General features: G+C 59.1%; 18 protein-coding genes. 9 read left to right on the top strand and 9 right to left on the bottom strand.

Features of this window, described 5'->3' with window-relative positions:
* Window positions 1-8: 8 nt before the first annotated feature.
* From P0D73_RS37975 to P0D73_RS37960, 4 genes are all read left to right on the top strand, one after another.
* Window positions 9-470 (top strand): hypothetical protein, encoded by a 462-nt coding sequence (locus P0D73_RS37975; protein ID WP_408260797.1) that lies wholly within the window; start codon window positions 9-11, stop codon window positions 468-470.
* A 222-nt stretch (window positions 471-692) separates the two neighbouring features.
* Window positions 693-1,136 (top strand): hypothetical protein, encoded by a 444-nt coding sequence (locus P0D73_RS37970; protein ID WP_408260794.1) that lies wholly within the window; start codon window positions 693-695, stop codon window positions 1,134-1,136.
* A complete protein-coding gene (locus P0D73_RS37965; RefSeq protein WP_408260791.1) occupies window positions 1,129-1,329 on the top strand; it encodes a hypothetical protein in 201 nt (66 codons plus the stop codon). The genes P0D73_RS37970 and P0D73_RS37965 overlap by 8 nt, the downstream gene beginning before the upstream one ends.
* Complete coding sequence (locus tag P0D73_RS37960) at window positions 1,326-1,514, top strand: hypothetical protein (RefSeq protein ID WP_408260788.1); 189 nt, start codon at window positions 1,326-1,328, stop codon at window positions 1,512-1,514. The genes P0D73_RS37965 and P0D73_RS37960 overlap by 4 nt, the downstream gene beginning before the upstream one ends.
* A 680-nt stretch (window positions 1,515-2,194) precedes the next feature.
* Here the strand turns inward: P0D73_RS37960 and P0D73_RS37950 are convergent.
* Window positions 2,195-3,445 carry an IS256 family transposase gene (locus P0D73_RS37950; RefSeq protein ID WP_408261715.1) on the bottom strand — a complete coding sequence of 417 codons (1,251 nt, stop codon included), beginning with the start codon at window positions 3,443-3,445 and terminating at the stop codon, window positions 2,195-2,197.
* A gap of 210 nt (window positions 3,446-3,655) precedes the next feature.
* On the opposite strand from P0D73_RS37950, the gene P0D73_RS37945 reads away from it, so the two are divergent.
* Window positions 3,656-4,087 (top strand): TniB family NTP-binding protein, encoded by a 432-nt coding sequence (locus tag P0D73_RS37945; RefSeq protein WP_408258437.1) that lies wholly within the window; start codon window positions 3,656-3,658, stop codon window positions 4,085-4,087.
* Entirely contained in the window at window positions 4,029-4,604 is a 576-nt protein-coding gene (locus P0D73_RS37940; protein ID WP_408435212.1) for a TniQ family protein, read from the top strand. The genes P0D73_RS37945 and P0D73_RS37940 overlap by 59 nt, the downstream gene beginning before the upstream one ends.
* A gap of 154 nt (window positions 4,605-4,758) precedes the next feature.
* Here the strand turns inward: P0D73_RS37940 and P0D73_RS37935 are convergent, their stop codons facing one another.
* The 4 genes from P0D73_RS37935 to P0D73_RS37920 all read right to left on the bottom strand — a co-directional run bounded on the left by P0D73_RS37935 (window position 4,759) and on the right by P0D73_RS37920 (window position 11,211).
* The gene (locus P0D73_RS37935) at window positions 4,759-7,683 is read right to left on the bottom strand and encodes a galactose oxidase-like domain-containing protein (protein WP_408258443.1); all 2,925 of its coding nucleotides are present in this window, start codon (window positions 7,681-7,683) and stop codon (window positions 4,759-4,761) included.
* A 165-nt stretch (window positions 7,684-7,848) separates the two neighbouring features.
* On the bottom strand, window positions 7,849-9,777 hold the full coding sequence (locus tag P0D73_RS37930; RefSeq protein WP_408258445.1) for a multicopper oxidase domain-containing protein: 1,929 nt from the start codon (window positions 9,775-9,777) through the stop codon (window positions 7,849-7,851).
* A 58-nt stretch (window positions 9,778-9,835) separates the two neighbouring features.
* Window positions 9,836-10,684 (bottom strand): hypothetical protein, encoded by an 849-nt coding sequence (locus P0D73_RS37925; protein WP_408258447.1) that lies wholly within the window; start codon window positions 10,682-10,684, stop codon window positions 9,836-9,838.
* Between the two features lie 14 nt (window positions 10,685-10,698).
* The gene (locus P0D73_RS37920; protein ID WP_408258449.1) at window positions 10,699-11,211 is read right to left on the bottom strand and encodes a hypothetical protein; all 513 of its coding nucleotides are present in this window, start codon (window positions 11,209-11,211) and stop codon (window positions 10,699-10,701) included.
* A gap of 1,568 nt (window positions 11,212-12,779) precedes the next feature.
* Between P0D73_RS37920 and P0D73_RS37915 the strand changes: the two genes are divergently transcribed.
* From P0D73_RS37915 to P0D73_RS37905, 3 genes are all read left to right on the top strand, one after another.
* Window positions 12,780-13,013 (top strand): hypothetical protein, encoded by a 234-nt coding sequence (locus tag P0D73_RS37915; protein WP_408258452.1) that lies wholly within the window; start codon window positions 12,780-12,782, stop codon window positions 13,011-13,013.
* 1 nt (window position 13,014) lies between these two features.
* A complete protein-coding gene (locus tag P0D73_RS37910; RefSeq protein WP_408258455.1) occupies window positions 13,015-15,588 on the top strand; it encodes a tyrosinase family protein in 2,574 nt (857 codons plus the stop codon).
* Window positions 15,589-15,876: 288 nt separating this feature from the next.
* The gene (locus tag P0D73_RS37905) at window positions 15,877-18,864 is read left to right on the top strand and encodes a galactose oxidase-like domain-containing protein (RefSeq protein WP_408435210.1); all 2,988 of its coding nucleotides are present in this window, start codon (window positions 15,877-15,879) and stop codon (window positions 18,862-18,864) included.
* Window positions 18,865-18,882: 18 nt separating this feature from the next.
* On the opposite strand, the gene P0D73_RS37900 is transcribed toward P0D73_RS37905, so the two are convergent.
* From P0D73_RS37900 to P0D73_RS37885, 4 genes are all read right to left on the bottom strand, one after another.
* Window positions 18,883-19,071, bottom strand: coding sequence for a hypothetical protein (locus P0D73_RS37900; protein WP_408258459.1), 189 nt, complete (start codon window positions 19,069-19,071; stop codon window positions 18,883-18,885).
* A 177-nt stretch (window positions 19,072-19,248) separates the two neighbouring features.
* Window positions 19,249-20,574: an Nramp family divalent metal transporter gene (locus P0D73_RS37895; protein ID WP_408258462.1), complete on the bottom strand. Its 1,326-nt coding sequence runs from the start codon at window positions 20,572-20,574 to the stop codon at window positions 19,249-19,251.
* Between the two features lie 64 nt (window positions 20,575-20,638).
* Window positions 20,639-21,037 (bottom strand): CopM family metallochaperone, encoded by a 399-nt coding sequence (gene copM / locus P0D73_RS37890; protein WP_408258464.1) that lies wholly within the window; start codon window positions 21,035-21,037, stop codon window positions 20,639-20,641.
* 177 nt (window positions 21,038-21,214) lie between these two features.
* Window positions 21,215-22,177, bottom strand: coding sequence for a YVTN family beta-propeller repeat protein (locus P0D73_RS37885; protein WP_408435208.1), 963 nt, complete (start codon window positions 22,175-22,177; stop codon window positions 21,215-21,217).
* Window positions 22,178-22,183: the final 6 nt, after the last annotated feature.

The raw sequence follows: 22,183 nt of genomic DNA, 5'->3' as shown, positions 1-22,183 counted from the left end.
ATCAGGCCATGGAATACATCGTCGGGATTACCCTCGCGCTGCTCTTATGCGGCGCAGCGGCGGGGCTGGGCATGGACCGCGAGCGCGTGTTCTACCCCGCCGTGCTCATCGCCGTCGCCTCTTACTACCTCGCGTTCGCCGTCATCGATGGCCGCAAAGAGGTCATGCTGTCCGAGCTGGCGATCGCGGCCATCTTTGTTGCCGGGGCGGTGGCGGGGTTCAAGTGCAACCCATGGATCGCCGTCGTCGCACTGGCCGGGCACGGCGTGATGGACGGCTTCCACCACCACGTCGTGCACAACATCGGCGTGCCGCGAGTCTGGCCGGGGTTTTGCATGACCTTCGACGTGACTGCGGCGGCGTTCGTGGCCTTGGCCATGCTGGCTCGCGCCCGACGGGAGCGAGCGCAGAAGAGCTTCGGTCCCTGCCGAGCGCGGGCGCCATGCGATCAAGGGCGCAGTTCCACCTAACCGCTGCGGGCATGTTCGTGCCCGCAGCACGGAGAGTCTCTTGCGTAAAACGAAGCAATGTTGTCACCGGACTATGCCCATGGGGGCAGGGGCTTCGCCATTGAATTGACAACATTGCTTCGCTAACTGGCGAAGTAAAGTCGTCCCTTCGCGTTAGCGCGAATTAAATTTGTCCATTCGCGTTCGTTCTAGACCCATGAATCCGCTTGCATGGTGGTTCTCATGGTTGATCTCACGCGTAGCTTTGAGCCGCTCACGTTGCCGCGTCCTCACGGCGCGCACCGGTACGATGTCGTCAGCCCAAAGCTGGGGCGGCGATTGACGCTGTATAGGCGCAGTGCACTTGATGCCTGGTTGACGTTTGAATCCGATCCGGTCACACGAACGTTCTGCGAACGACCAGGTTTCATCGTGGTCGACGGGCAACGCTGTGTCGTGGACTTCTGGGTCAGTTGCGGCGACCGTGAATGCCTGGTCCTGCTATCACAACCAGCACCAGCAACTGAACGCCTGCGAAACCGCCCGGACTTCGACCCGGAGACATTTGCCGTGCGGCACGTCGATGTGGCCGAACGGGCTGCCGCGCGTTGTCTGGATTGGAAATTGGCAAACTATGCTGCCCGTACTTGTCATTGCACGCGGGCTCGTAAAGCCCTCGATGCGTGACGCGATCGAACGGTTTCTTGCGACACCACAATCGTTGCTGTCGATCGAGCGCGAGTTTTCTACAGGCGATGCCGTCCTCATTCGGGCGGCCGTTTTCGAACTGCTGCACCTTGGTCGTATCCGGGCGCGCGAACTCCACACCGAAACTCTGTCGTTGCTGACGCGCTTTGTCGCAGTGCAGGCCGAATCATGATCCACCGCAGACCTGAATTTCAGGTGCTGGACCTTGCCACCTGGCCAACGCTCGCGTGGACCGAGATGGAGACTCATCAGCGTGAGCGCATCAAGAATCATATCGACGCGATCGAGCTCTCACGGCATTTCTACAACCGCATGCCCGGTAGCTTTCGCCTCGGCCGTGACGACCATGACGCGTAGCTCGCTACGGTGTTCGGCAGAGCACGAGCGTGCAGTGTCGACCTTTCGGTAACGCGATGTGGTTCTTCGTCGCCGCCGCGATCGCTACGCAAAAACGGGTGTTGACAACATTGCTTCGCTTTTGGTGACAACTTTCCTTCGCCCTACGCCGGGTGGCGGGAGACACACCGAGCTGTGACTGTTCGTTACCATCCCGAAGACCTGTCGCGGGTATTCGTAAGTGCGGGAAAGAAGAGTTACATAGAGGTGCGTTACGCGGACTTGCGACGGCCTCCCATCTCGCTCTTCGAACAGCGGGCAGCCTTGAAATCGATCAGGGCGAGAGGACAGCGAACGATCTCGGAAAGGGAAATTTTTGAGACGGTCATGCAGCAGCGAAGCGTGATCGTGAATGCGACGCGTGCCACACGGAAGCGTCGGCGTTCGAGACTACAAAGCATTCCTTCTGTAGGGAAGCTCGACTGTCAAGGCACCCAGCAGCAACTCGAACAACGGGACGCGGAACAGATGGACTATGACTCGCCTGTGACGGCGTACGATGTCGAACAGTGGTAGGGAGTCAACATGAAGCACGATGAGCTGGCGCACTTACTTCCAGCTGCCAGAGAGCAGGCGCAGTTGGGAAACGAAGATCGCATAAAAAGGGGGGTGTCCCGAATTTTGTGTAAACAGGTCCTGATTTAACGCGGCATCAACCGGTCTTCAAACTGGATAGTGAAGCGGTTCAGGGCTGCTTTCCAGTCACGGATCGGCATCGACCAGTTCTTGCTGATGTTGTTCAGTGCCAGATAGAACAGCTTGATCACGGCCTCGTCGGTCGGAAACGAGCTGCGGGTCTTGATCACCTTGCGCAGGCTCATGTTGATCGATTCGATGGCGTTGGTCGTGTAGATTACCTTTCGGATCTCTGGCGGATAGTCGAAGAACGGAATCACCCGTGACCAGTTGCGCCGCCAGCTCTGCCCGATGGATGGGTAGTCCTTGTCCCATCGGGTCTCGAAGGCGTCCAGCATCTGCTCTGCCAGCTCGACCGTCGCGCAAGTGTAGATCGTCTTCAGGTCAGCGGCGACTTCGCGCTGCAGCTTCCACGACACGAAGTTCAGGCTGTTACGCACCATGTGCACGATACACAGCTGGACGGCCGCCTTGGGATAGACCGCCTCGATCGCTTCGGGGAAGCCTTTGAGCCCGTCGACACAGGCAATAAAAATGTCCTGCACGCCGCGTGTTTTTAACTCGGTGACCACCTGCAGCCAGAACTTCGCGCCCTCGGTCTGGGCGATCCACAGCCCCAGGACTTCCTTGTGGCCGTCCATGTTCACACCGATGGCCAGGTAGACCGCCTTGGTCCGCACAGCGCCGCTGTCGCGCACCTTCACGTGGATGCAGTCGAGATAAACAATGGGGTAAAGCGCGTCGAGCGGGCGGGCTTGCCAGAGCTTCACATCCTCGCTGACCGCGTCCGTGACGGCCGAGATGAGCGTGGGCGACACCTCGGTGCCATACATCTCTTCCAGGTGCCCCTGGATCTCGCGCACGCTCAGGCCACGTGCGTACAGCGAGATGATCTTGTCATCGAAGCCGGACCAGCGCGTCTGATGGCGCCCCACCAGCTTCGGCTCGAACGCGCCCTGACGGTCGCGCGGGATATCGAGCGGCAATTCGCCGAACTCGCCCTGTAACGTCTTGGCGCTGTGGCCGTTACGGGTGTTGCCGGTGGCATTGGTGACTGCCTCGCTCTTGCCATGGCCCAGGTGCTCGGACATCTCTGTCTCGAGCGCCCGCTCCACCAGCATCTTTGTGAGCTGCTTGAGCAGGCCATTCTCACCAATCAGGTCCTCGGGCTTCTGGTAGTTCGCCAGCACGCTGTCCGCCAGCTTGACGAGCTCAGGATCGGGTTTCACTCGTTTGTTGCGTTTCGCTACGGTCATCGTCGCTCCTGATTACTGGCAGTCTCCTGCCAAATGACCGTTTACACAAAACTAATTACACCCTCATAAAAAGTCTTCTTCGTGATCGCTGGATCGATTACCCACGAGCGACTGAAGCGTTACAGGTGCTTCAAAGGCTCTACGAGACACCGAGACGCGACCGTATGCCATGCCTTCTACTCCACGGTGATTCGAACATTGTCGCCACAGATGTTGATTGTCGACGAGGTCCATCACCTGCTCGCGGGAACGTGTCGCGATCAGCGTGCTTCTCTGAACCTTCTGAAATACCTCGCAAACGACTTGCAGATCAGCATGGTCCATGTGGGCACCCGCGATGCAGTGCTCGCGCTTCAAACCGATCCTCAGATGGTGAGCCGTTACAGGCCGTTCGAGATACCCCGGTGGAGGGAAAGCGATAGCCGTCGTCGGCTTCTCGCCGCGTTCGAAAGGGTTCTGCCGCTGAGGAAGCCATCGGATCTTTCACGACGCGAGATCGTCCAGTTCGTCCTGGAAGCGAGCGGTGGTCTAATGGGCGCTATATCGACGATTCTGAACGACGCTGCCGAACTGTCTATCCGAAATGGCGATGAGTACATCGATATCTCGCACCTCGAACGTGTTGCTCGAGCACATACTTGATTCCCTCAAGCCTTGGCCGGTAGCGCCGAGACCGTTTTTCGAAGAGGCGTTTGGCAGCTGGCTGGGTCGAGTTGCGGCGCGTTACCAGCTCAGCGTCGGCATGCTCTGGGAGACCAGTACGGGGTTAGAGCTGCCGACGCTTGGCAGAGCAGGGTGGATATTGTTTCCTCGAGTCTCTGGACCGCCACTCGATCGGCTATCGAAGTTGGCTCGTATGGGCGACGGGAGACTGGAAGCGATCCAAACGCCGGCTGAGTGGATTACCGACCAACGTTATCTTGCATATTGCTTCAGATGTCTGGTGCTCAACGAAGTCGACGTTACCGCACCGCGGTGGAAAAGGAAATGGCTTGATCCAACCGCGAACTACTGTAGAGCGCATCACAGGCTCGTGGAGACCATACCTGCATCTATATGTCGGAACGTTGCGAACTTCGAGGCGGCCCTTCGGGCGATATCGCGCTACCGATCTCCTCGATTTTCACGAGACACAAAGCTACGCTATCAGAATTACTGAACCTGCTAGCGCTTCTGTGAACACGGCTAGCACCAATTTCGAACGCCAACACCCGTTGTCGAAAAAAGAGAGGTGGGGTCCGTGAGACGCGTTTTCATGACAACTTCAGCTGGTACGCTGACCTCTTCGCCAACGAGGGCCCTTGGCCAGTGCATCAAGGTATGCTGATGAATGGGCCGACGGAAGGCACACCAGCCGCGTTAAGGATGAATAGCATATAGGGGCCAGGCGGAGCGATTTTGCCGTTGGCGGGTGCCGTAACGTGGATACGACCCGGATCGCGGCCGGTGATCGGCAGCTTGATATACCGCTGGCCGGCATCGGTGTGGTGCGTCATGGCGCATGGTCGCATCAGTACTACGGAATCGATGATGGCGGCATCCGGCGTGTCGATGTTGATCGTCGCGCCATAGGCCGCACTCGCCGGCGCGCCGGTGATCGTCGGCCGAGGTCCGCGCATCAAATAGGAGGGTGTGAAGACCTCCAGGTAGCGCTGATCACGCGCCGGGGCTCCGCCGAGCGTCGGATCGATTCCACCCGCCGTGAGAACGCGTCCGTCCGGAAGCAGCACCGCGATAGAGTGGTACTGCCGGGGATGGGCCATCGGTGCGGTGACCGACCATGTGTTTGTAGCGGGATGGTAGATCTCGCAGGGAAGGACAGGCTGCGGATCAGCGCTCCACTTGCCGTTTCTTTGCCCACCGACCGCCAGGATCGTGCCGTCCGGCAGGAGCACGCCGCTTACGTTCCCGCGTGGGTAGTTCATGTCCGCCGGCGGTATTCGCTGCCAGGCCGGGGCTGGCGAGAGCCGGGTGACGTCGATCCGCTCGCAGCTCTGCGCATTCCGGCTGGTAGGAACTCCTGACACACCGCCCCCAAAGATCGTGATAATCGCTGAGGGGGGCGAGACAGTGGTGTCGATCTGGAGTATTGCTGTTCCTTCCTGCCGGTCGAAGAACTGCTGCTGGCCCAGGTTAATCCAGGATCCGGCATTTGGTCCGGTGAATCGCAGGTAGGCGGTCTGCGTGCCGACCGCGGAGGCCCATCCTGCGCGAGAATAGAAGACCTCGCCGCTGGGGAGCAGGTGCAGGCTCGGATAGAGTTCGGGAAAGTCGTGATCCCCGCCCGCCACAGTGGTCCACGTATTTGCCACCGGATCATAGATCTCGATGGGCGCAGTTCCACCCAGACCGGAGACGGCGAGAATTCGGCCGTCGCTCAACGTGAGCACGGTAGGGTACCAGCGTGCCCTCGCCATGTTGGCGGCCACCCCGGCGGCAGTCCAGGTCTCGGCCGCCGGATCGAAAATGTGGGCCGAGTTCACCGTACCGTTAGGCGCACCGCCCGCCACCAACAGTCGCCCGTCGGCCATCCAGGCGTGTCCGCTGCAGAAGAGATCCTGATCGTACGCCTGGGCTGTGAAGGTGTTCGTCGCCGGGTCGAACACGCGCGATTCGTTCGGGTAGCCGACCTCCGCTGTACCGGAATATAGCAATACCTTGCCGGTGGACAAGACCGCCGCGTGGACGACGAAGACGGGCGAATCGGACAGGCTCTCCCATTGTCCGGTATCGTCTCCGACGCAGACGTGATGATCGACCTTGGGGCACTCGTTTTTCCCCGTGCACTCGGGCAGGTGGAATCCGAGCTGCTTCTGAGTCGCCGACGTGACCTCCACCTCCTGCACGGCCCGCACGAGCGCGGCCATGCCCTGCATCATGTGCATCTCCACGTGGCAGTGAACCAGGAAATCTCCACACAGCGTGATCTTCTTGCAGTCAGGATCGGGTCGTTTCTGAGCAGGACTGGAGGGATCATGCCCGCTGTCCTGGGACTGCGAGCCGGTGCTCGAATGGCTCGAATCTCCGTGCATATGTCCGTGGCTGTGTTCGTCATAATGTGAGCGATGGTCGCAGTCCGGAAGAAGGATCACAGGTGGAACAATCGTATCGACACAGAAGGACTCCGCCGGTCCGAGGCTACGGGCGTCCATGATCTCATCGCCCACCTTGAATCGCTGGCCGTGCGGGTGGAAGTTGTGCCACTGCTCGCCCAAGTCGAGGTTGAACACGTACCAGCGAATCCGCTTGCCGGATTCGGCCACGATAGTGGGCGTGTTCCCTACGTAGGCCCGTCCGTTAATAGCGACCTGCTGCCTTCCGCCGGCGGTCGAATCGGTAACCGTATGCGGCTGCACGCCCGCATGGGTCCACGTCACGGTTCCGCCTGGCCGAATCGTTACGTCATCCGGTTGGAATCGGGCAGGGCTATCCAGAATCTGCACTGCTGCGCTGGCCGCGCCCACCGCCGTGACACGTACGCGCCCCGTCATCGGATGGAAGTTGCAGTGGTAGTCGTACGTTCCCTCGGCCGAGAAAGTGAACGCAAAGGTGTTTCCAGCGGTCAGCGTCCCGCTGTCGAAGAGTCCGGTGCGGCTCGGACCAGCCAGGCGGTGCAGGAAAAAGGGGACCTCGTAATCGGGTGTTGGCAGGCTCTCGTCACGGACGATGATTCCGCCAAACAGTCCACGATTGGTGTTCTCGCCAATGTTCATGTGGTGATCGTGGAAGGGCCAGCAGCCGATCGTTTCACAGGTCACGTCGAACACATACGTCCACGTCTTGCTGGGGCAAATCGTATCGCTGCGCCGGCCATCGTGGCTGAGGTGGTGCACCCCGAACGGCCACGAGCCGTCCGAATCGATTCCGTAGATCAGGCCATGCACATGAAAGCTGTGGGGCTGGTCGTCTGCGTTCAAGACGTGGATGAATAGACGCTCGCCCGGCTCGGTATAGATGACCGCGCCGGGAATACGCCGGTCGAATGCCGGTTCGTTGATATCAGAGTCGATGAGCTTGGCCGCGTTGGGAATCGTATAGCCCGGATCGAGGTATTCGCGGAAGACGATCGCATCCAATCGACTCAGCGCGACTTCCGAATCGGGAATCCGCCCGTCGTCGTGGCCGTGGTTGTTCATACAGTCACGGCGGAAGAGAATCTTCTCCGCGTCGTCGGAGGCCAAAGGACTGTAACCCGGAAGTCTCTCGATCTTCAGATACACATCGCGGCATTGGGACATGGTTCTTCTCGTATATCTCGGCAACGCCGCGCACGCCTCCAGCACGCCCGCAACCGCGGCGTTTCGGCATCGTTAGTCAAGTTTCTAACAATTTCTTCGCATTTCTGGGTCGGGATCTCTTGCCTGATGGCTATGGATCCTCAGTGGCACGACAAATCTGATTATTCAAATAACAGTTACGGTACCCGCCATCCCCAAGCCTCCGGCCGCTCCATGGATCGAGCAGTGATAGGGGAACGCGCCGGGGCTCCCGAACGTGTGGTCGAAGATAAACCCAGCGCCCGTGTGCACGCCTGAATCCCAGATCCCGGTGTCCGATGTGCTCGAATGCGGCTGAGAATCGGCCCACTGCCAGTGGACCGTATCGCCAACCGCGATCGTAATGTTCTGGGGATCGAAGACCGGCGACGGATCACCGCCGACTGGATGGAGCCGTACTGTGTGGGGTGTCCCGCCGCCACCGACCACGTCTGATGGGCACGGCACCCCACGCGGCAGTGTGGTCGCCGTTTCTCCGCCGTTGACCACGAGCAATGAACCCATCATTCCGTCCATCATGTGGTTCAGTACGTGACAGTGCATGTGCCACTCGCCAACTGCGGCCCCGGGTGGCGGACCCATAAAACTCGGCAGGCCGCCAATCGTCCCTTCCTTGATGGAGAATGCGAACGAGTTTGCGGGGCCGAAAGTGCGCGTGTCCTCGAATTGCGAGATCGGCGTGTCCTGTACGCTGGACTGGATTGCGGCGCGATTGTTCCCGTGAGGGCCGTTCAGGGTCCAGCGATGGCCGTGTAAGTGGAAGGTGTGGAACCCGTCGACGTTTCCCATCCCTACGACGCCGAATCGCATCTCTGTCTGCGGACCGGCGATAACCGTTGGGGTATTGCCCAAATACTTACGCCCGTTGATGCACATTTCCGCGCCGGTGAGATTATGGAACAGCAGTAAGTATTGCGCCTTGCCCGGGGGCGTTCGGTAAAAGCGCAGGCAGAAGCGTGCGATCACCGTGAGTTCCTTGTTCAACTCTAGAATGGTGGCGCCGTGCACAATACTTTGCGCGAGCACCACATCATGATTGTTGTTCTCGTCATCGTGTCCGGCATTTCGCGGTCGGACGGCAGGCGCCTCGTCGCTAGCGCCGGGTTGCGCTGCCATAGGCATCGACGGACTCATATTCATACTGGACATTCCGCCGCTGCTTGACATTCCGCCGCCGCTTATCACGCCTGTCCCACTCGCGCCGAAGGTGTCAAGAAGAAGCTGTTCGAGTCGTGTCACACGTCCCACATCGATTAGTTGGTGTTGCAGGATCGGCACTGGGGTCGGAAAGGGGAAGCACCGCACCCGTAGCGGTGAGCTGTTGAAATCACCACTGACGGGCAGATCCCCGGACCCCACTACCACATCCTCCGGATCCGCGGGATTGTGGATCACAATAAGCCCGATTGCACCCAACTGCACGTTTTCCATATCGCAGATGGAGTGGTCGTGGTACAGCCAGACCCCAGCGGTGGTCTGCCAGCCGATCGTCTGCCATGTATAAGTGAACGTTCCACCCGGGGGCACGCGGTCACCCCGCTTGGCGCCCATAACGCCGACAGCTGCCCAAAGAGCCGCTTCCGATCCGACTGGTTGACTTGGGTCAGGGGGAGAGAGCGGGTAGGCGCCGTCGTACCTCGGGTCGAATACGAAGCCGTGTGGGTGCAGACTATGTGTTCTCGCCTGCACCGCTTTGTCGGAGCGCGAGTCCTTATTGCGGAAATGCACAGTCATCGTCTCGCCGAGCGCGCACTCGATGACCGGGCCCGGTATCGTACCCATCGTGCCGTTGTCGGTTGGATCTATCTCATTCAGATCCCATGGGTTCACTTTGCGGTCGGCCGGTGCAGCCCAATTCTCTGTATAGCGTCGCAAGATCAGGGCGTCCTGGATGAGAGGCTTCCACATCATGCGCGTGTGGGAGACGCCAGTTTCCGGCGACGTGATTACCCTCGCCACCGCCGCGGCGGCGACATTCTGGCCCGTCATCCGATCGATCCCGAATGGCGAGACATCCCAAGCGCGATTCTCGAGCTGAATCCAGATGTCAGGCATTTTGTTTCCTTTTCTTCGAAGGACCTACGAAAAGCGTGATCCCCGTAGGCCGGGAATGTCAGTGATCTGGAGGCCCATTGTCGTGATCGTCGTGATGGTGATCGCCATCCTCATGAGGCACCTCCGGGTAACCCTGAAGGCGGAACCAGGGACCGCACGCCGTGACGCGCTCGACCGAAGGAACGTGCGCGATGTACCAGACCACGAGATTCGTGTTCTGAACGCTCTGGCCGTTGTCGTACACGGCCGGGACGCTGCCTGCGGCCCCTGGCGTGCCAGGGCCGGCTGTTCCCCACGTACTCCAGCTTTCCAAAACCTTGTACTGAAGCGCCCATAGCTCCGCGTCGTCCATTGCGCGCGCTCGAATCAGCGCGCTTCTGCCACTCGCTTTATCGATCACTCGCCAGTCAAAATTGGGCGCCCAAGGATGAATTGGCAAGTGTCGCCCTTCAAACGGCACGTCCTGCCATGCACCGGCCGCAACCCGCCGCTGAAACGAGTCCCCGGACGCGCCGCTGATATCGAGATCGAATCGGAATGGAAGGTGATAGGTGTGGTGTCCGTCGATCTCCTCACCGGGTCCTTGGATGACGATCGTAGAGCCGAACTGCCCATCGTCGTGGAAACGCCACACATGGTTGTACTCGTAGTCCGGTCCGTAGAGATCGTAGGTAACTTTGAGATCGAAACCATTCATGATCTCGCGCACCTCGACCTTGCTAGTCGTGCTCCTCAGTTCGTCCGTGAACGGCCCCGACGAATCTCCCTCATAGTTCACGTAGACGAAGGGCACCGATGCGTTGTGGATAACGCGGATGCCGGCAAACCTACAGACTCCTAGGCGCAACCCGCTCGAGGCCGACCATGCGTATTGAACGTGCCAGTTGGCTTTGTCTATCAACGGCATGGAAGCTCCCGTGTTCAGCGGCCGGTAAGATCGCGACGCGTCAGCACGTCGACGACGCGGGGTTCTGAAAGGTCGACCACCGCATAGCGCCGCTCGGTATTGCTGGGTCGGAGGAAAACAATCGCGAAGCGGTGGGATCGGTGAATTGGTGCGACATGTCGTGGGAAATACAGGCGTGTCAGCGGATTCGGTTTTCGCCCGGCGAGGAACGCCTCGACTCGAAAATCCGCGGCCGCGTGGTCCTCGGCTTCCTGCCGTTCCTCTTTACTGAGCTGAAACGGCGCGAGAGCCTTCTCAACCGCCAGCACCTTTTCAGCCTTCATGTCCACGAGAACGATCAACGATTGGTTGTACTCATAATCGTAGAAGCCGACAAGGACGTGATGGTTGTCGCCAGACTCTTCGCCATGAGGAGGTTTGGGCTGGACGAGGACGGATCTACTCCGTCTTTGAGCGAGCGACTCAAGCGTGGGATGGCGTCGAGCGATATTCTCTGCCTGCTCGCGGTTGATTCTTTGTTCGGGCACTGGAACTCCTTCGGCCGCTCAAGACTATGTTGTTATAGTTCTCGGATGGAAAACTTTCAATAGTCCGAATGACATAAGGTTAAGGCGAACGTCTTGGTGACCCGAAAATCCAGACATCAGTTTAAGGTGTTGCTAACGAAAAATTTCAGGCCGACGTTGAGCGGAAGTACGCGGAAGGTTTTTTTATCCGCAGAAGGACTTCGAAGTGCGCAGTGAGGCCTCTGCCCGTCTCCATCGTCTCGGTCGCGGCAACGGTATACAAAGCGAACACCGGCCCCGTTGAATCGAGCCTTACTCGCCGCATTCGACGAGCGGACCTTGTCGCAGACTGCAATCGTCCAAAACCTGCGTTGTTTCCGGACGTGTCATCGCTTTCTCCAGACGTTGCGGGCGCTCACAAAGGAGTTGGAGCCAGCCGGCTGCAGGACGCGCGCACCCAGAGAAAACGTGGTGACGTCGCGATGCCGCCTAGTGCAGTCAATATTCCTGGCGCCGACGTCGCGGGTTGCGCGTGCCCGGACAGGGTTGCGTGTGCGAGTTAGTCACGCCCCTCAAGGCGCCCTCGGTCAGCCCATAGCGGCAGGCGGTCGCCGCCTTGCGATGGCCAAGATGACGAACAAGTGACGCAAATGCCATCGGACTGTAATCCCACCGTCACGCATGAGGAAAACGGGGATTAACCTCCAGGTTCTTGAAGCGCCAAGAACCCCGCCTCGTCCGCCACGTCGCTTGCGTTTTATTGGTGCGGCGACTATACAAGTATCGAGGTTCACAAAACCTTGCGTCGCACTTTCGAAACAATAACTCGAATTGTGCATGACTCCGCGCCCTGTGAGCCAGTGGGGCGCGATATGGCATATCCTGGCGATCGTCTTCCATTTCGCCTTTCCGCGATTTCGTGGTCGTCTTTCTTGACCTCCGGTTTCTCGACACTAACGTTTCGGCCCTCATCTGCCGGCGCGGTAATTCTAATCTTCTGCGCTACTGCGAGATCGGTCCGATTTCGGCAGTGCCGGGTTGCTAGTTTAAGAATAAACATCGGTATGGTTAGAGACCGGGCATCATCGACTTTGCTGAAGTGGTCTCTTTGGTTGTCCTTATACCGTTAGGTTGGACCTTTGACTGGGTGTCAGAGAGCCTAGTCGACGTGTAGGCGCGGCCAGTCTAAACACGGTGGCTCTGCGGCCTCTCATCTTTAACGCAACGGTGCGGGCGACACATATTTTCACGGTAATGAATCGTTTTACCAGAAATGCATGTATCGATATTTTGGCCTACGAATTGCATCGGCGAAGGTCGATCGCCAGTTGCGGCAACCCACCGAACGGCGTGGTGCGGTTGGGGTTTATATCGGACGATCACTTCAGGTCGTGTATGGGAGCGAGCTTAACCAGTATGGTGCACGCGCCGCTGCAAAACGGGCAGTGTTAATTCACGGGTGCCTATTGCAGGAAGTAAGCATAGATTTATGCTGACTCGCACCTGGCCAACGGGCTCATGCTAGCTAGAGTCTCGACTCAACGACATCTGACGCCTTACGAGCAGTAGCAGCCGCCGAGGAGTAGACGATGAAGGACAAAGACTACGATCCCTCGATCGAAAAACATGAGATCGCAGGCCACCACGTGGAAATCCGCAAAGCACCACGAGAAGAACTAAGGATCGACGGCGTCCGGAAGAAATTCCTAGTCACGAAGGATGGCTACAACCTCGACGACGCGGCCTATGACAAACCCCATAAAACGCTCCTCGAGGCGGTGACTGCATTCCTCGAGCGCAAGCGCAAGTTCGGAGGGAAGTAACATGGCCTGCCGAAAAAACTTTCTTGATCTCGACAACGAAGAGCGCGACCTCCTCGCCAACGCGTTCAACGACCTGTTCGCGCGCGGCATGATCACCATGTTTGCCGATCACCACGGGAACAATTTCCTGAATGGCATCCATCGCGGACCGGCGTTTCTTCCCTGGCACCGATACTTCCTGCTGACCGTCGAGGAGGAGATGCGCCGATTCGATTCTCGGGCGACGCTTCCCTACTGGGACTGGACCAATCCAAACTCTCAAGATCTGAATGCGGAGCCCTGGCTGTCCTTTTTTGGAGGAAGAAGCGGCCGAGGGCGGTTTCCCACGTGGTCTTTCACACGCGCTCCACAACCCCAAGGCTCCTACCCCAATCTCGACAGCGTAATCAATGAATTAAGGGCAGGGACTTTCGCCGACTTTCGGGCGATGGAGTTCGGGAGCCATGTTCCCCCACATACGTCCACCGGTGGCACGATGGAGAGTACCCGATCGCCCGAGGACGTTCTTTTCTATCTCCATCACTGCAACGTCGACCGGCTGTGGTCCATCTGGCAGCGCAATCACGCCGGTGTCGACCAGTACACGCTGGACGACTGCGGTGGTTGCCTTCGAGTAGATGCAGCATTCGTTCCCTTGAATTCTCCGATGATCGGCGGCGCCACCCCCGCCGCCATGCTGGACCACATCGCGCTTGGCTACACATATCCCGAGGACGATCGCCTGGAGCAGCGTGTCCTGGCACTCGGTTTCCCAGCTATGGAAACCGAGGATCCCGTCCAGATCGACCAGCTGACGCCCACCGTAAACTTCAACGACGTTCCCGAGGGCGATACTACCCGGCGGGCCGCAACCTTTCAGGTCTCCTGCTGCGGGCACCTAACTTTTACGGTTTCGCCTGGACCTGCTGCGCCGTTTGCACTGCTCGATCCCGGTCCTTTCTCATTCCCTCTCGGACCACTTCCGCAAAGTGAGCTGCGGATCTGGGTGTTATTCACCGGGCAAGCTCCAAATACCACTGCTTTCGGCTCGATGACCGTCACTGTGCACGACGAGTTCGGAGCAGAGGCACACGCCCCGATGGTCATTCCGATCGTCGCTAATTCCGTCCGCCGGCCGCGCGCTGCGGCAGTCTTGGTGCTCGACGATTCCGGCAGTATGCTGGCTCAGGCGGGAAATGGACGCACACGCCTCCAAGTCCTGCGCCAGGCCGCGACCACGTTCGTGGATCACATGTACGATGACAACGGGCTGGCCATCGTATCTTTCGCGGATACGGCGACCAAAGTAACGGACCTGCAAGTAGCAGGGGATATGAATTCGGGCGTTCGCGGCGACGCACGCGTCAAGATAGCCGCGCATGGTCCGCCCGATCAGTTTCCTCATACCGGTATCGGCGGCGGACTTCAAAAGGCGTCCGAAGTCTATTCCACTTCTCCGATCGCATCGAACTTCGACATCCAATCCACGATCGTCTTTACGGATGGCATTGAAGACCGTCATCCGTTCGTTAGCGAAGTATCGGTTGGCGAACGGGTCTACGCCATCGGTGTGGCCGACGCTGCCAACGTCCAGAATGATGTCCTTCGCGCCCTCGCGAACAATACGGGCGGCTTCATGCTCGTGACGGGCGAGATTCCCCAGGACGATGAATTCCTGCTCGAGAAGTTCTTTATTCAAGTCCTGGCTGGAGTGGTGAACCGCTCCATCGTCCGCGACCCCGAGGGTATCGTGATTCCCGGCCAGATTTCCAAGGTTCCCTTCAATCTGACTCGATCCGATATCGAGTTCGACGCCTTGGCCCTGTCCCGAGCTCCACAGTTCCTGGCGCTCGCCTTGCAATCACCGGATGGGACGATTGTCAATCAGCTTCAGGTTCCGCCGGGCGGCTTCCGGACTGGCGTCACCTCCAGGGGATTCCGAGTCACCTTGCCGCTGGTCGTGAATGGCGTCGAGCATTGGGAGGGCGAATGGCAGCTCCTGCTCGGTCTGTTCGGGCGAGGCGTGGGCGACAACCCCACATTCAGCCACGCCTTCTTAAGCTCCTCTGCAGCTCTGCGCTTCCACGCTCTCATGCATGTTCGTTCCAATCTTTCCATGCGAGCGACCATCGACCAGAGCGCCCCGACACCAGGCAGCACGCTCTACCTCCGTGCGGTCATCACGGAATATGGGGAGCCCATCGAGACGAGCCCGACTCTATTAGCCCAGATGACTCGTCCCGATCACACCACGGCTCAGCTTGGCCTGACGGAGACCGGTCCCGGGCAGTTCGAGACTTCGGTGCTCGCGACACAGTCAGGCGTCTATCGATTCCTGGCCCAGGCGAAAGGTCTCACCACGCGTGGGGAAATATTCACCCGTGAACAGTTACTGACCGCCGTCGTCGGCTACCCAACGCACGGTCCAACCGGAGGCGCACCGGATCTCTGCGATCTCCTGCACTGTCTCTTTGACCAAGGCGTACTGACGGATCGCTTCCTTCGGCTGCTGGAGGAACGAGGTATTGATGGGTCACGTCTCCGTAAGTGCGTGAACAAGCTCTGCCCGGAACAGAAACCTTCTGTTCTTCGGTAGGCTGGTTCGAGTCCAGTTGTTGTTGCACGGAGTTCGCTGCGGCCAGCCGGCCATGCCAATCTACGAACGTCGAATCTGAGATCGGCAAGCTGAGCGCGACGTCGCTGCGTCGATGGTTAAATGGCTGTTGGAGCCGATATAAAAAACTGGCCCAGAAACACCGAACGGTGGGAGCACGCCATGGATTGTTGCGCATTCCGTCGGGACATCTTCCTGAAGATCGAACGGGTCACAGCGTACAGCCCGCTGGCTCCGCAGCCGTGCGCCCGCCGTTGGGGACGGGACGCCATGTTCAATCCGGGCCACGAACTCGGGAGAGTGCAGGCGGGTGAGATCGTCGCGACCACGCTCGATGCACTCGTTTACCGCGAGTACCTCGACAATCACTACACGCATCCAAACACAATGAAGCTCGTGCCCGCCGATGTCAACGAGCCACCGTGGGACCGGCGCGTTCCAGGCTGTGTGCTGTATGCGCACCCGGGCGAACGACTGTACATCCGGGTTTTGAACGGTGACCCGGCCGATTGCCACAGCTTTCACCTGCACGGGCTGAGCTATGGCATCGAATCGGACGGTGCCTGGCCATTTGGTGCAAGCGCACGATCGGGGCGCAGAAGCGATGAGATTCGGCCGGGCGAGAGCTGGACGTACGTGTTCGACGCCACGGAACAAACCATCGGCGCGTGGCCGTTCCACGATCACGTGCGTAATGTCCAGGCGAACGTGAACCAGGGGTTGTTCGGCGCGCTGATCGTGCGCGATCCGAGGGCACCGGGCCCAGATCATGAGATCCCGCTTTTCGTTCACCAGTTGCAAGGCGCTTCGCTATCCGAAACGTTCCAGAGCCCGACACTCGGTCATGGAGGCGTCTACACGCACGCGTTCGTGTCGCCGGGAACGGTCGCGTATCACTGCAAGATTCACGGCATGTCGATGACAGGAACCGTCATCGTGGATCCCTCGGCAGCCGCGGGAGACCGCGCGGTCGCGATCGGCGACAACTTCTTCAGTCCGGCCAGCGTCAGCATACGGCCGGGCGCGTTGGTGAAATGGACGAACGGCGGTAATTTCGATCACATCGTCTTTGCGCCAGGCGGCGGCGCTGCAACGTTCTGCTTAAATGGGCGAGCATACGTCGGCAACACCCCGACGATCGAAGTTCGACCCGGCCAGCGCCTTCGCTGGTACCTCTGCAATCTGGATCTCGGAACAGTCTGGCACAACATCCACCCGCACTCGGCGCGCTGGCAGCTTCCGACGCCAAGCGGGGGCGCCGCGGACGTTCACTCGCTGAGCCCTGCTCAAACCTATGTGATGGACACCGAAGCGCCGCCAGCCATCCGCGTCCCCTGCGCACTCGCGCCATTGCAGTGCGACCCGCCCGAAGCCGGGTGCCGGATTCCCGTGAAGGGTGAATTTCTCGTCCACTGCCATCTCGAAGAACACATGATGTCGGGGCTCGCGGGGCTTGTGCGATCGAAGGACTGGATTTGGGTGTCCAAGGAAGCGCTGGCGGTAACTGACATTCTGCTGCCTTACGACGATGGCACCAACGAGGTAGGATGGGTCGATCTGAAGCGATGCGGCCAGCATTGCCCGACGGGAAAGCATCCGGACGAGCCACCCCCTCCCCCGAAGGCACCGCTCGGCGAGCATACTCCCCCACACGAACACGGAGCGGAATCGACAGCTTCGGCGCCTACGTCCATGTCCATGAGCGGGATGGCCATGGGGGCGACTCCGATGACAACAATGCCGGGGATGCCACAGCCACTGGACATCTGCGTCGCCGCAAAGGAGGGTTTTTGGGAATTGCTGCCGTGCGATTCGAAGGTGCTCGCGGTCCACGCCGTGCTTATGCACACCGGTCGCGTCCTGTTCTTCGCAGGATCCGGGAATAACGTGCCGCGATTCAACGCACATGACGTCCGTAGCGTAGTCTGGGACTATCAGGCAGGCGAGTTTCACACGCCGGTCACACCGTTCGACGTCTTCTGCGCCGGCCAGACGGTTCTGCCGGACGGGAAGGTGCTCATCGCGGGCGGGACGCAACAGTACGATCCGTTCATCGGCCTTCACTCGTCCTGGTTTTTTGATCCGGTGCTTGAAGAATGGATCCGCCTCGGAGACATGGCTTACGGGCGCTGGTATCCGTCGCTCGTGACACTGGGCGACGGCCGAGCGATCGCCGTCTCGGGTATTAGCGAGGCGAGCGAAGTGTTCGCGCCGATGACGGGATGGTCGACGCTGCCTCACGGGACAAATCTACCCCTCTATCCGCATCTGCTCCTCCTGGCCGACGGCACGGTATTCTACACGGGCGGCCAGCTCGGTCAGGCGGTTCTCGATGCGCGCAAGATCAATCCCTTCACCGCGGCCGAGACCATCGTTCCAGGCTTGCGCAACCAGAACAATCGCGACGAGGCGTGCAGCGTGTTGCTGCCTCCCGCCCAGGATCAGAAAGTGATGATCTTCGGCGGCGGGGGGGCGCAGCACGCCACGAAACATACTGACATCGTCGATCTGAACGCGGGAGCGCCGCACTATATCGCCGGTCCCGACATGGCGCACGCTCGCGGCCTGCACAACTGCGTGATCCTTCCGGATCGCAAGGTCCTTGTGAGCGGAGGCGGTTATCGTGGCGAGACACGCGGTGATGCCGTTCACCAGGCGGAGATGTACGATCCAGCGACGAATGTATTCCATCCGGCGGGTACGCAACTGGTGTCGCGGCTGTATCACTCCATCGCACTACTTTTACCGGACGGTCGGGTCATCACGGCAGGATCGAATCCCGATCGTGGTGACGATGAGTTAAGGATGGAGTTGTACCACCCGCCGTATCTTTTCCGCGGGCAGCGGCCGTTCATCCAGGAAGCGCCACAGAATTGGCTATATGGCACCACGATCGCCATCCGCACACCGCAGGCCGCCGAAATCAAGTGGGCGCACCTCGTCAGACCCATGGCTGTCACGCACTCAAACGATACGTCGCAGCGCCTTCTCGACCTACCGATCCGCGAACGGGATGCCTGCCATCTGCACGTGGTCGTTAGCGAAAATCCGAACTTGGCGCCGCCGGGCTGGTATCTGCTCTTTCTGTGCAATGAGGCAGGCATTCCGTCGGTGGCGAGGTGGGTTCGTCTCGATCGCAAGGCGCCCATCCAAAAGATGGTCGTGAGCGAAAAGATCCCGCCACTGCGGGGGAAGATGCAGCACGAGCACATGCCGGGGTTCCCGATTCCAGGCTTTCCGCCGACGCATCATGAATAAGGGAATTTCTGGAAGAGCTCAGATCACCCGTCCCGCATTGATAACCTTGACTTTCAGGTTTCTGGCTACCAGTGCCCATCCCCGGAGGAATTTTGGTGCCCGCCAGGGTACGTCCAACTGTTGCATCTGCTCGCTGGTCACCCGGCATGGTCGCTCACGGTTGTTTTCCTTGCGGCGTTCCTTGAGGCCATCGCGCTCGATGCTCACGACAACTGGGGCGCAGGCCTCGGAGCAACCGTACGGGCCAAGGTGGATTGTCATGGCGTTGCGGTGGCGCTGCTGGCGTCACCCGAGGAATGAATGTCGCGTCGTTGCCTCGTTGCGTGCGCGTGTTGGACGTACCCAGGAAGAAATCGTCGCGCTCTCAGTCCAATAGTGAGTCCGTCAACCAGCTAGTAGCAGCGACAGGTCCGGAAGCGCTATGTCAAAGGTTTGTAATAACAAGAGTGCGTTGAGCGACAGGACCGCAGTCGCTGCTACCGTGGCCAATATGGTAGTGAACGTGCGGTTCTTGCGAACGCCCATGATGTCCTGTCGACAACTGAACCATAGCAGCGCCATCATCGGAAACGGCAAGGCAAGACTCAACACGACCTGGCTGATGACGAGCGCATTGGTCGCGTTCACCCCGAAACCAACAACGACAAAACTGGGCACCATTGTCACGACCCTTCGCACCCAAAGCGGGATACGAAAGCCAATGAAGCCCTGCATAATCATCTGGCCAGCCATCGTGCCCACGACCGAACTTGATATCCCGGAGGCGATTAGGGCAAGGAGAAAAATGCCTGCAGCGCCTATTCCCAGCAGCGGTGCCAGTGTGTGATATGCCGTCTCGATTTCGGCGACATCAGGGTGTCCCTCGTGGAATGCGCCGGAAGCCATGATGACCATGGCCATATTGATAAGACCGGCGGTGGCCAATGCGATGACGACCTCGAGGTTCGAATACGCGAGCAGCGTGGTGCGCTCAGCCTCTGTCTTTGGGAGCACGCGACTTTGGGTTAGCCCCGAATGGAGAAACAACGCATGTGGCATGACCGTGGCGCCAATAATGCCGACAGCAATCGTGAGCGCTTCTGAATCCGGAAGATGCGGCGAAAACGTATGCGTGAAGACTGCTGGCCAGGCGACCCGTACAATGAATAGCTCGGCCAGGTAAGACAAGCCAATCACACCGACCAGTCCCCCAATTGCAAGTTCGAGTGGACGAAAACCGGCACGCTCAAACAACAGAAGCGCATAGGTCACGAGAGCGGTCACGACCATGCTGACAAACAGCGGCATGTGGAACAGCAGGGACAGGCCGATTGCTCCGCCTAGAAACTCGGCCAAATCCGTGGCCATCGCGGCCACCTCGCTCACGCCCCACATGAGAAGGACGAGCGGCTTGGGGAAGTGCTCGCGGCAGAGCTCAGCGAGGTTTCGTTCGGTAACTATCCCGAGCTTCGCTGAAAGCGCCTGAAACAGCATGGCTATCAGGTTTGCCAGTAGCACAACCCAGAGGAGCGTATATCCGTACTTCGCGCCAGCCTGAATGTTCGTCGCGAAGTTCCCCGGGTCCATGTAGGCGATTGAGACGACCACGGCCGGGCCGAAAAATGGCAGGAATACCCGTGCGCCCCGGCCTTCGAGCCGCTCGCGTATCGCCGACGTCGTTCGCGCCGTCAGCGTGTTACGTTTGTCCTTGCGACGAGCACGGTCGTCCACCGCCACTCCAGCCAGTCACCTGCTGCACAGACTGCGGGTCAACAGCCATCGGCACATAACGACGTTATTTGCCGGCGTGTTTCGCCTGCCACTTCTTCATGTAAGCGATTTCCTCATTTTGTGCCTTGATTATGTTCCTGGCCAGTCGCTTCATGTCGGGGTCCTTGCCGTATTTCAGCTCCACCTTCGCCATATCGACCGCGCCCTGATGATGCGGAATCATGTGAGACACGAAATCTTTATCGGTGTCACCGCTGTACGGAGGGGCACTCATCTCCTTCATCATCTTTTCGTCCGTTTCCTTGAACGCTGATGTTGACGTGCTCGAACCGCTATCGGCCGAACTGGACATGTTCATTCCCGGCATGGATGCGCCTTGTTGCGCGCTGGCGGGAAAACTCGCAATGGTCAATGTGAGGGCTGCGCAAAGCGAAATGGCGCGGAGAGCAAGAAGGCTTTTCATGTGGAATCTCCTTGAAGAAAGGGTCATTCGGAATGGCCGTGATGATGACGGTGGGCATGGTTATGCGAGGCGTCGAGCCCATATTCATCGCCCTGACCGTCGTGTTTTTCAGGACCGGCGGGCCCGAAATGATGCGAATGATGGGTAAACGACGCGATGGCTCCTGCGTGACGACTCCTACACCAGCGGCGCGCGGTTATGGAAGTAGATGCCGTGAGGTGATTTCCCAACCTTGACGGTATTCACGAGCTTCAGCGTTTTCATATCGATGACCCCGACGTAGCGGGTGAAGCGGAAGGTCACCCAGAGGTATCGCCTGTCGGGCGTCAGTTCCATGTCATCGGGGCCTGGCAGCAGACCAGTGATGGTCCCAATGTTGGTCAGATTGTTCTGGTCCAGGATGCTGATGGTGTTGCCGACACGGTTCGACACCAGTATGTGCTGGCCGTCGACGAGGGAGCGGAAGTTATGCGCGCCCTTGTCCGTATGAATGGTCTTCACGATTTTGCGCGCGCGCCAATCGATGACGGCCACGTAGTCAGCGCCCGTCATACCAATCAGTAGGTATTTGTCACCCGGCGTGAGCCAAAGGCCGGCGGGCGCTCTCCCCACCGGCATCTTCCACAGCACCGTCTGACTCGCCAGGTCAATTGCCGCTACTTCACCTGAGACCTGCAGCGTGACGAAGACGATTTTGCTGTCAGCAGAGAAAATCATGTGGCTCGGCATCGCAGCCAGCGGCACGCGTTTGGCCAGCGCGAAGTTCTTGCCGTCGAAACGGTAGATGTCCACGCGGTCGAGCCGCAGCCCGTTCGTAACGAACCATTTCCTGTCGTTCGAGAAGCCGAGCTGGTACGGGTCCTCGATGTCCGGCATCCACCTTTGAATCTTGCCGGATTTCGGGTCAAGAAAGACGAGGTTGTTGGCCACAGAGTTGGCGACAATCAGCGACTGATTATCGGGGGTTGCCATCAAATGGTGAGGCTCCTTTCCCACCGGAAAGGTGTCAACGACCTTTTGCGTTGCTTCATCAATCAGGCTCACGCTTGCGTCAGCCGAATTCAGCACGATGACGTTTTCAGCATGCGCTGGAACCTGAAACGCGAGAGCAAACGCTAACGCACAAATCGGGAGCCGCATTTCTGT

Origin of the sequence: Paraburkholderia sp. RL18-101-BIB-B (assembly GCF_046026985.1) — a bacterium.
In the GTDB taxonomy this organism is placed as follows: domain Bacteria; phylum Pseudomonadota; class Gammaproteobacteria; order Burkholderiales; family Burkholderiaceae; genus Paraburkholderia.
The sequence above is the reverse complement of the archived record's forward strand: the minus strand, read 5'-3'. Positions and strand labels throughout refer to the sequence as shown.

Coding starts and splice junctions, on each gene's coding strand:
- P0D73_RS37915 (WP_408258452.1), top strand. CDS start 12,780: ATGAAGGACAAAGACTACGATCCCTCGATCGAAAAACATGAGATCGCA.
- copM (WP_408258464.1), bottom strand. CDS start 21,037: ATGAAAAGCCTTCTTGCTCTCCGCGCCATTTCGCTTTGCGCAGCCCTC.
- P0D73_RS37885 (WP_408435208.1), bottom strand. CDS start 22,177: ATGCGGCTCCCGATTTGTGCGTTAGCGTTTGCTCTCGCGTTTCAGGTT.
- P0D73_RS37975 (WP_408260797.1), top strand. CDS start 9: ATGGAATACATCGTCGGGATTACCCTCGCGCTGCTCTTATGCGGCGCA.
- P0D73_RS37970 (WP_408260794.1), top strand. CDS start 693: ATGGTTGATCTCACGCGTAGCTTTGAGCCGCTCACGTTGCCGCGTCCT.
- P0D73_RS37945 (WP_408258437.1), top strand. CDS start 3,656: ATGTTGATTGTCGACGAGGTCCATCACCTGCTCGCGGGAACGTGTCGC.
- P0D73_RS37925 (WP_408258447.1), bottom strand. CDS start 10,684: ATGCCGTTGATAGACAAAGCCAACTGGCACGTTCAATACGCATGGTCG.
- P0D73_RS37960 (WP_408260788.1), top strand. CDS start 1,326: ATGATCCACCGCAGACCTGAATTTCAGGTGCTGGACCTTGCCACCTGG.
- P0D73_RS37935 (WP_408258443.1), bottom strand. CDS start 7,683: ATGTCCCAATGCCGCGATGTGTATCTGAAGATCGAGAGACTTCCGGGT.
- P0D73_RS37930 (WP_408258445.1), bottom strand. CDS start 9,777: ATGCCTGACATCTGGATTCAGCTCGAGAATCGCGCTTGGGATGTCTCG.
- P0D73_RS37910 (WP_408258455.1), top strand. CDS start 13,015: ATGGCCTGCCGAAAAAACTTTCTTGATCTCGACAACGAAGAGCGCGAC.
- P0D73_RS37950 (WP_408261715.1), bottom strand. CDS start 3,445: ATGACCGTAGCGAAACGCAACAAACGAGTGAAACCCGATCCTGAGCTC.
- P0D73_RS37965 (WP_408260791.1), top strand. CDS start 1,129: ATGCGTGACGCGATCGAACGGTTTCTTGCGACACCACAATCGTTGCTG.
- P0D73_RS37905 (WP_408435210.1), top strand. CDS start 15,877: ATGTTCAATCCGGGCCACGAACTCGGGAGAGTGCAGGCGGGTGAGATC.
- P0D73_RS37940 (WP_408435212.1), top strand. CDS start 4,029: ATGGCGATGAGTACATCGATATCTCGCACCTCGAACGTGTTGCTCGAG.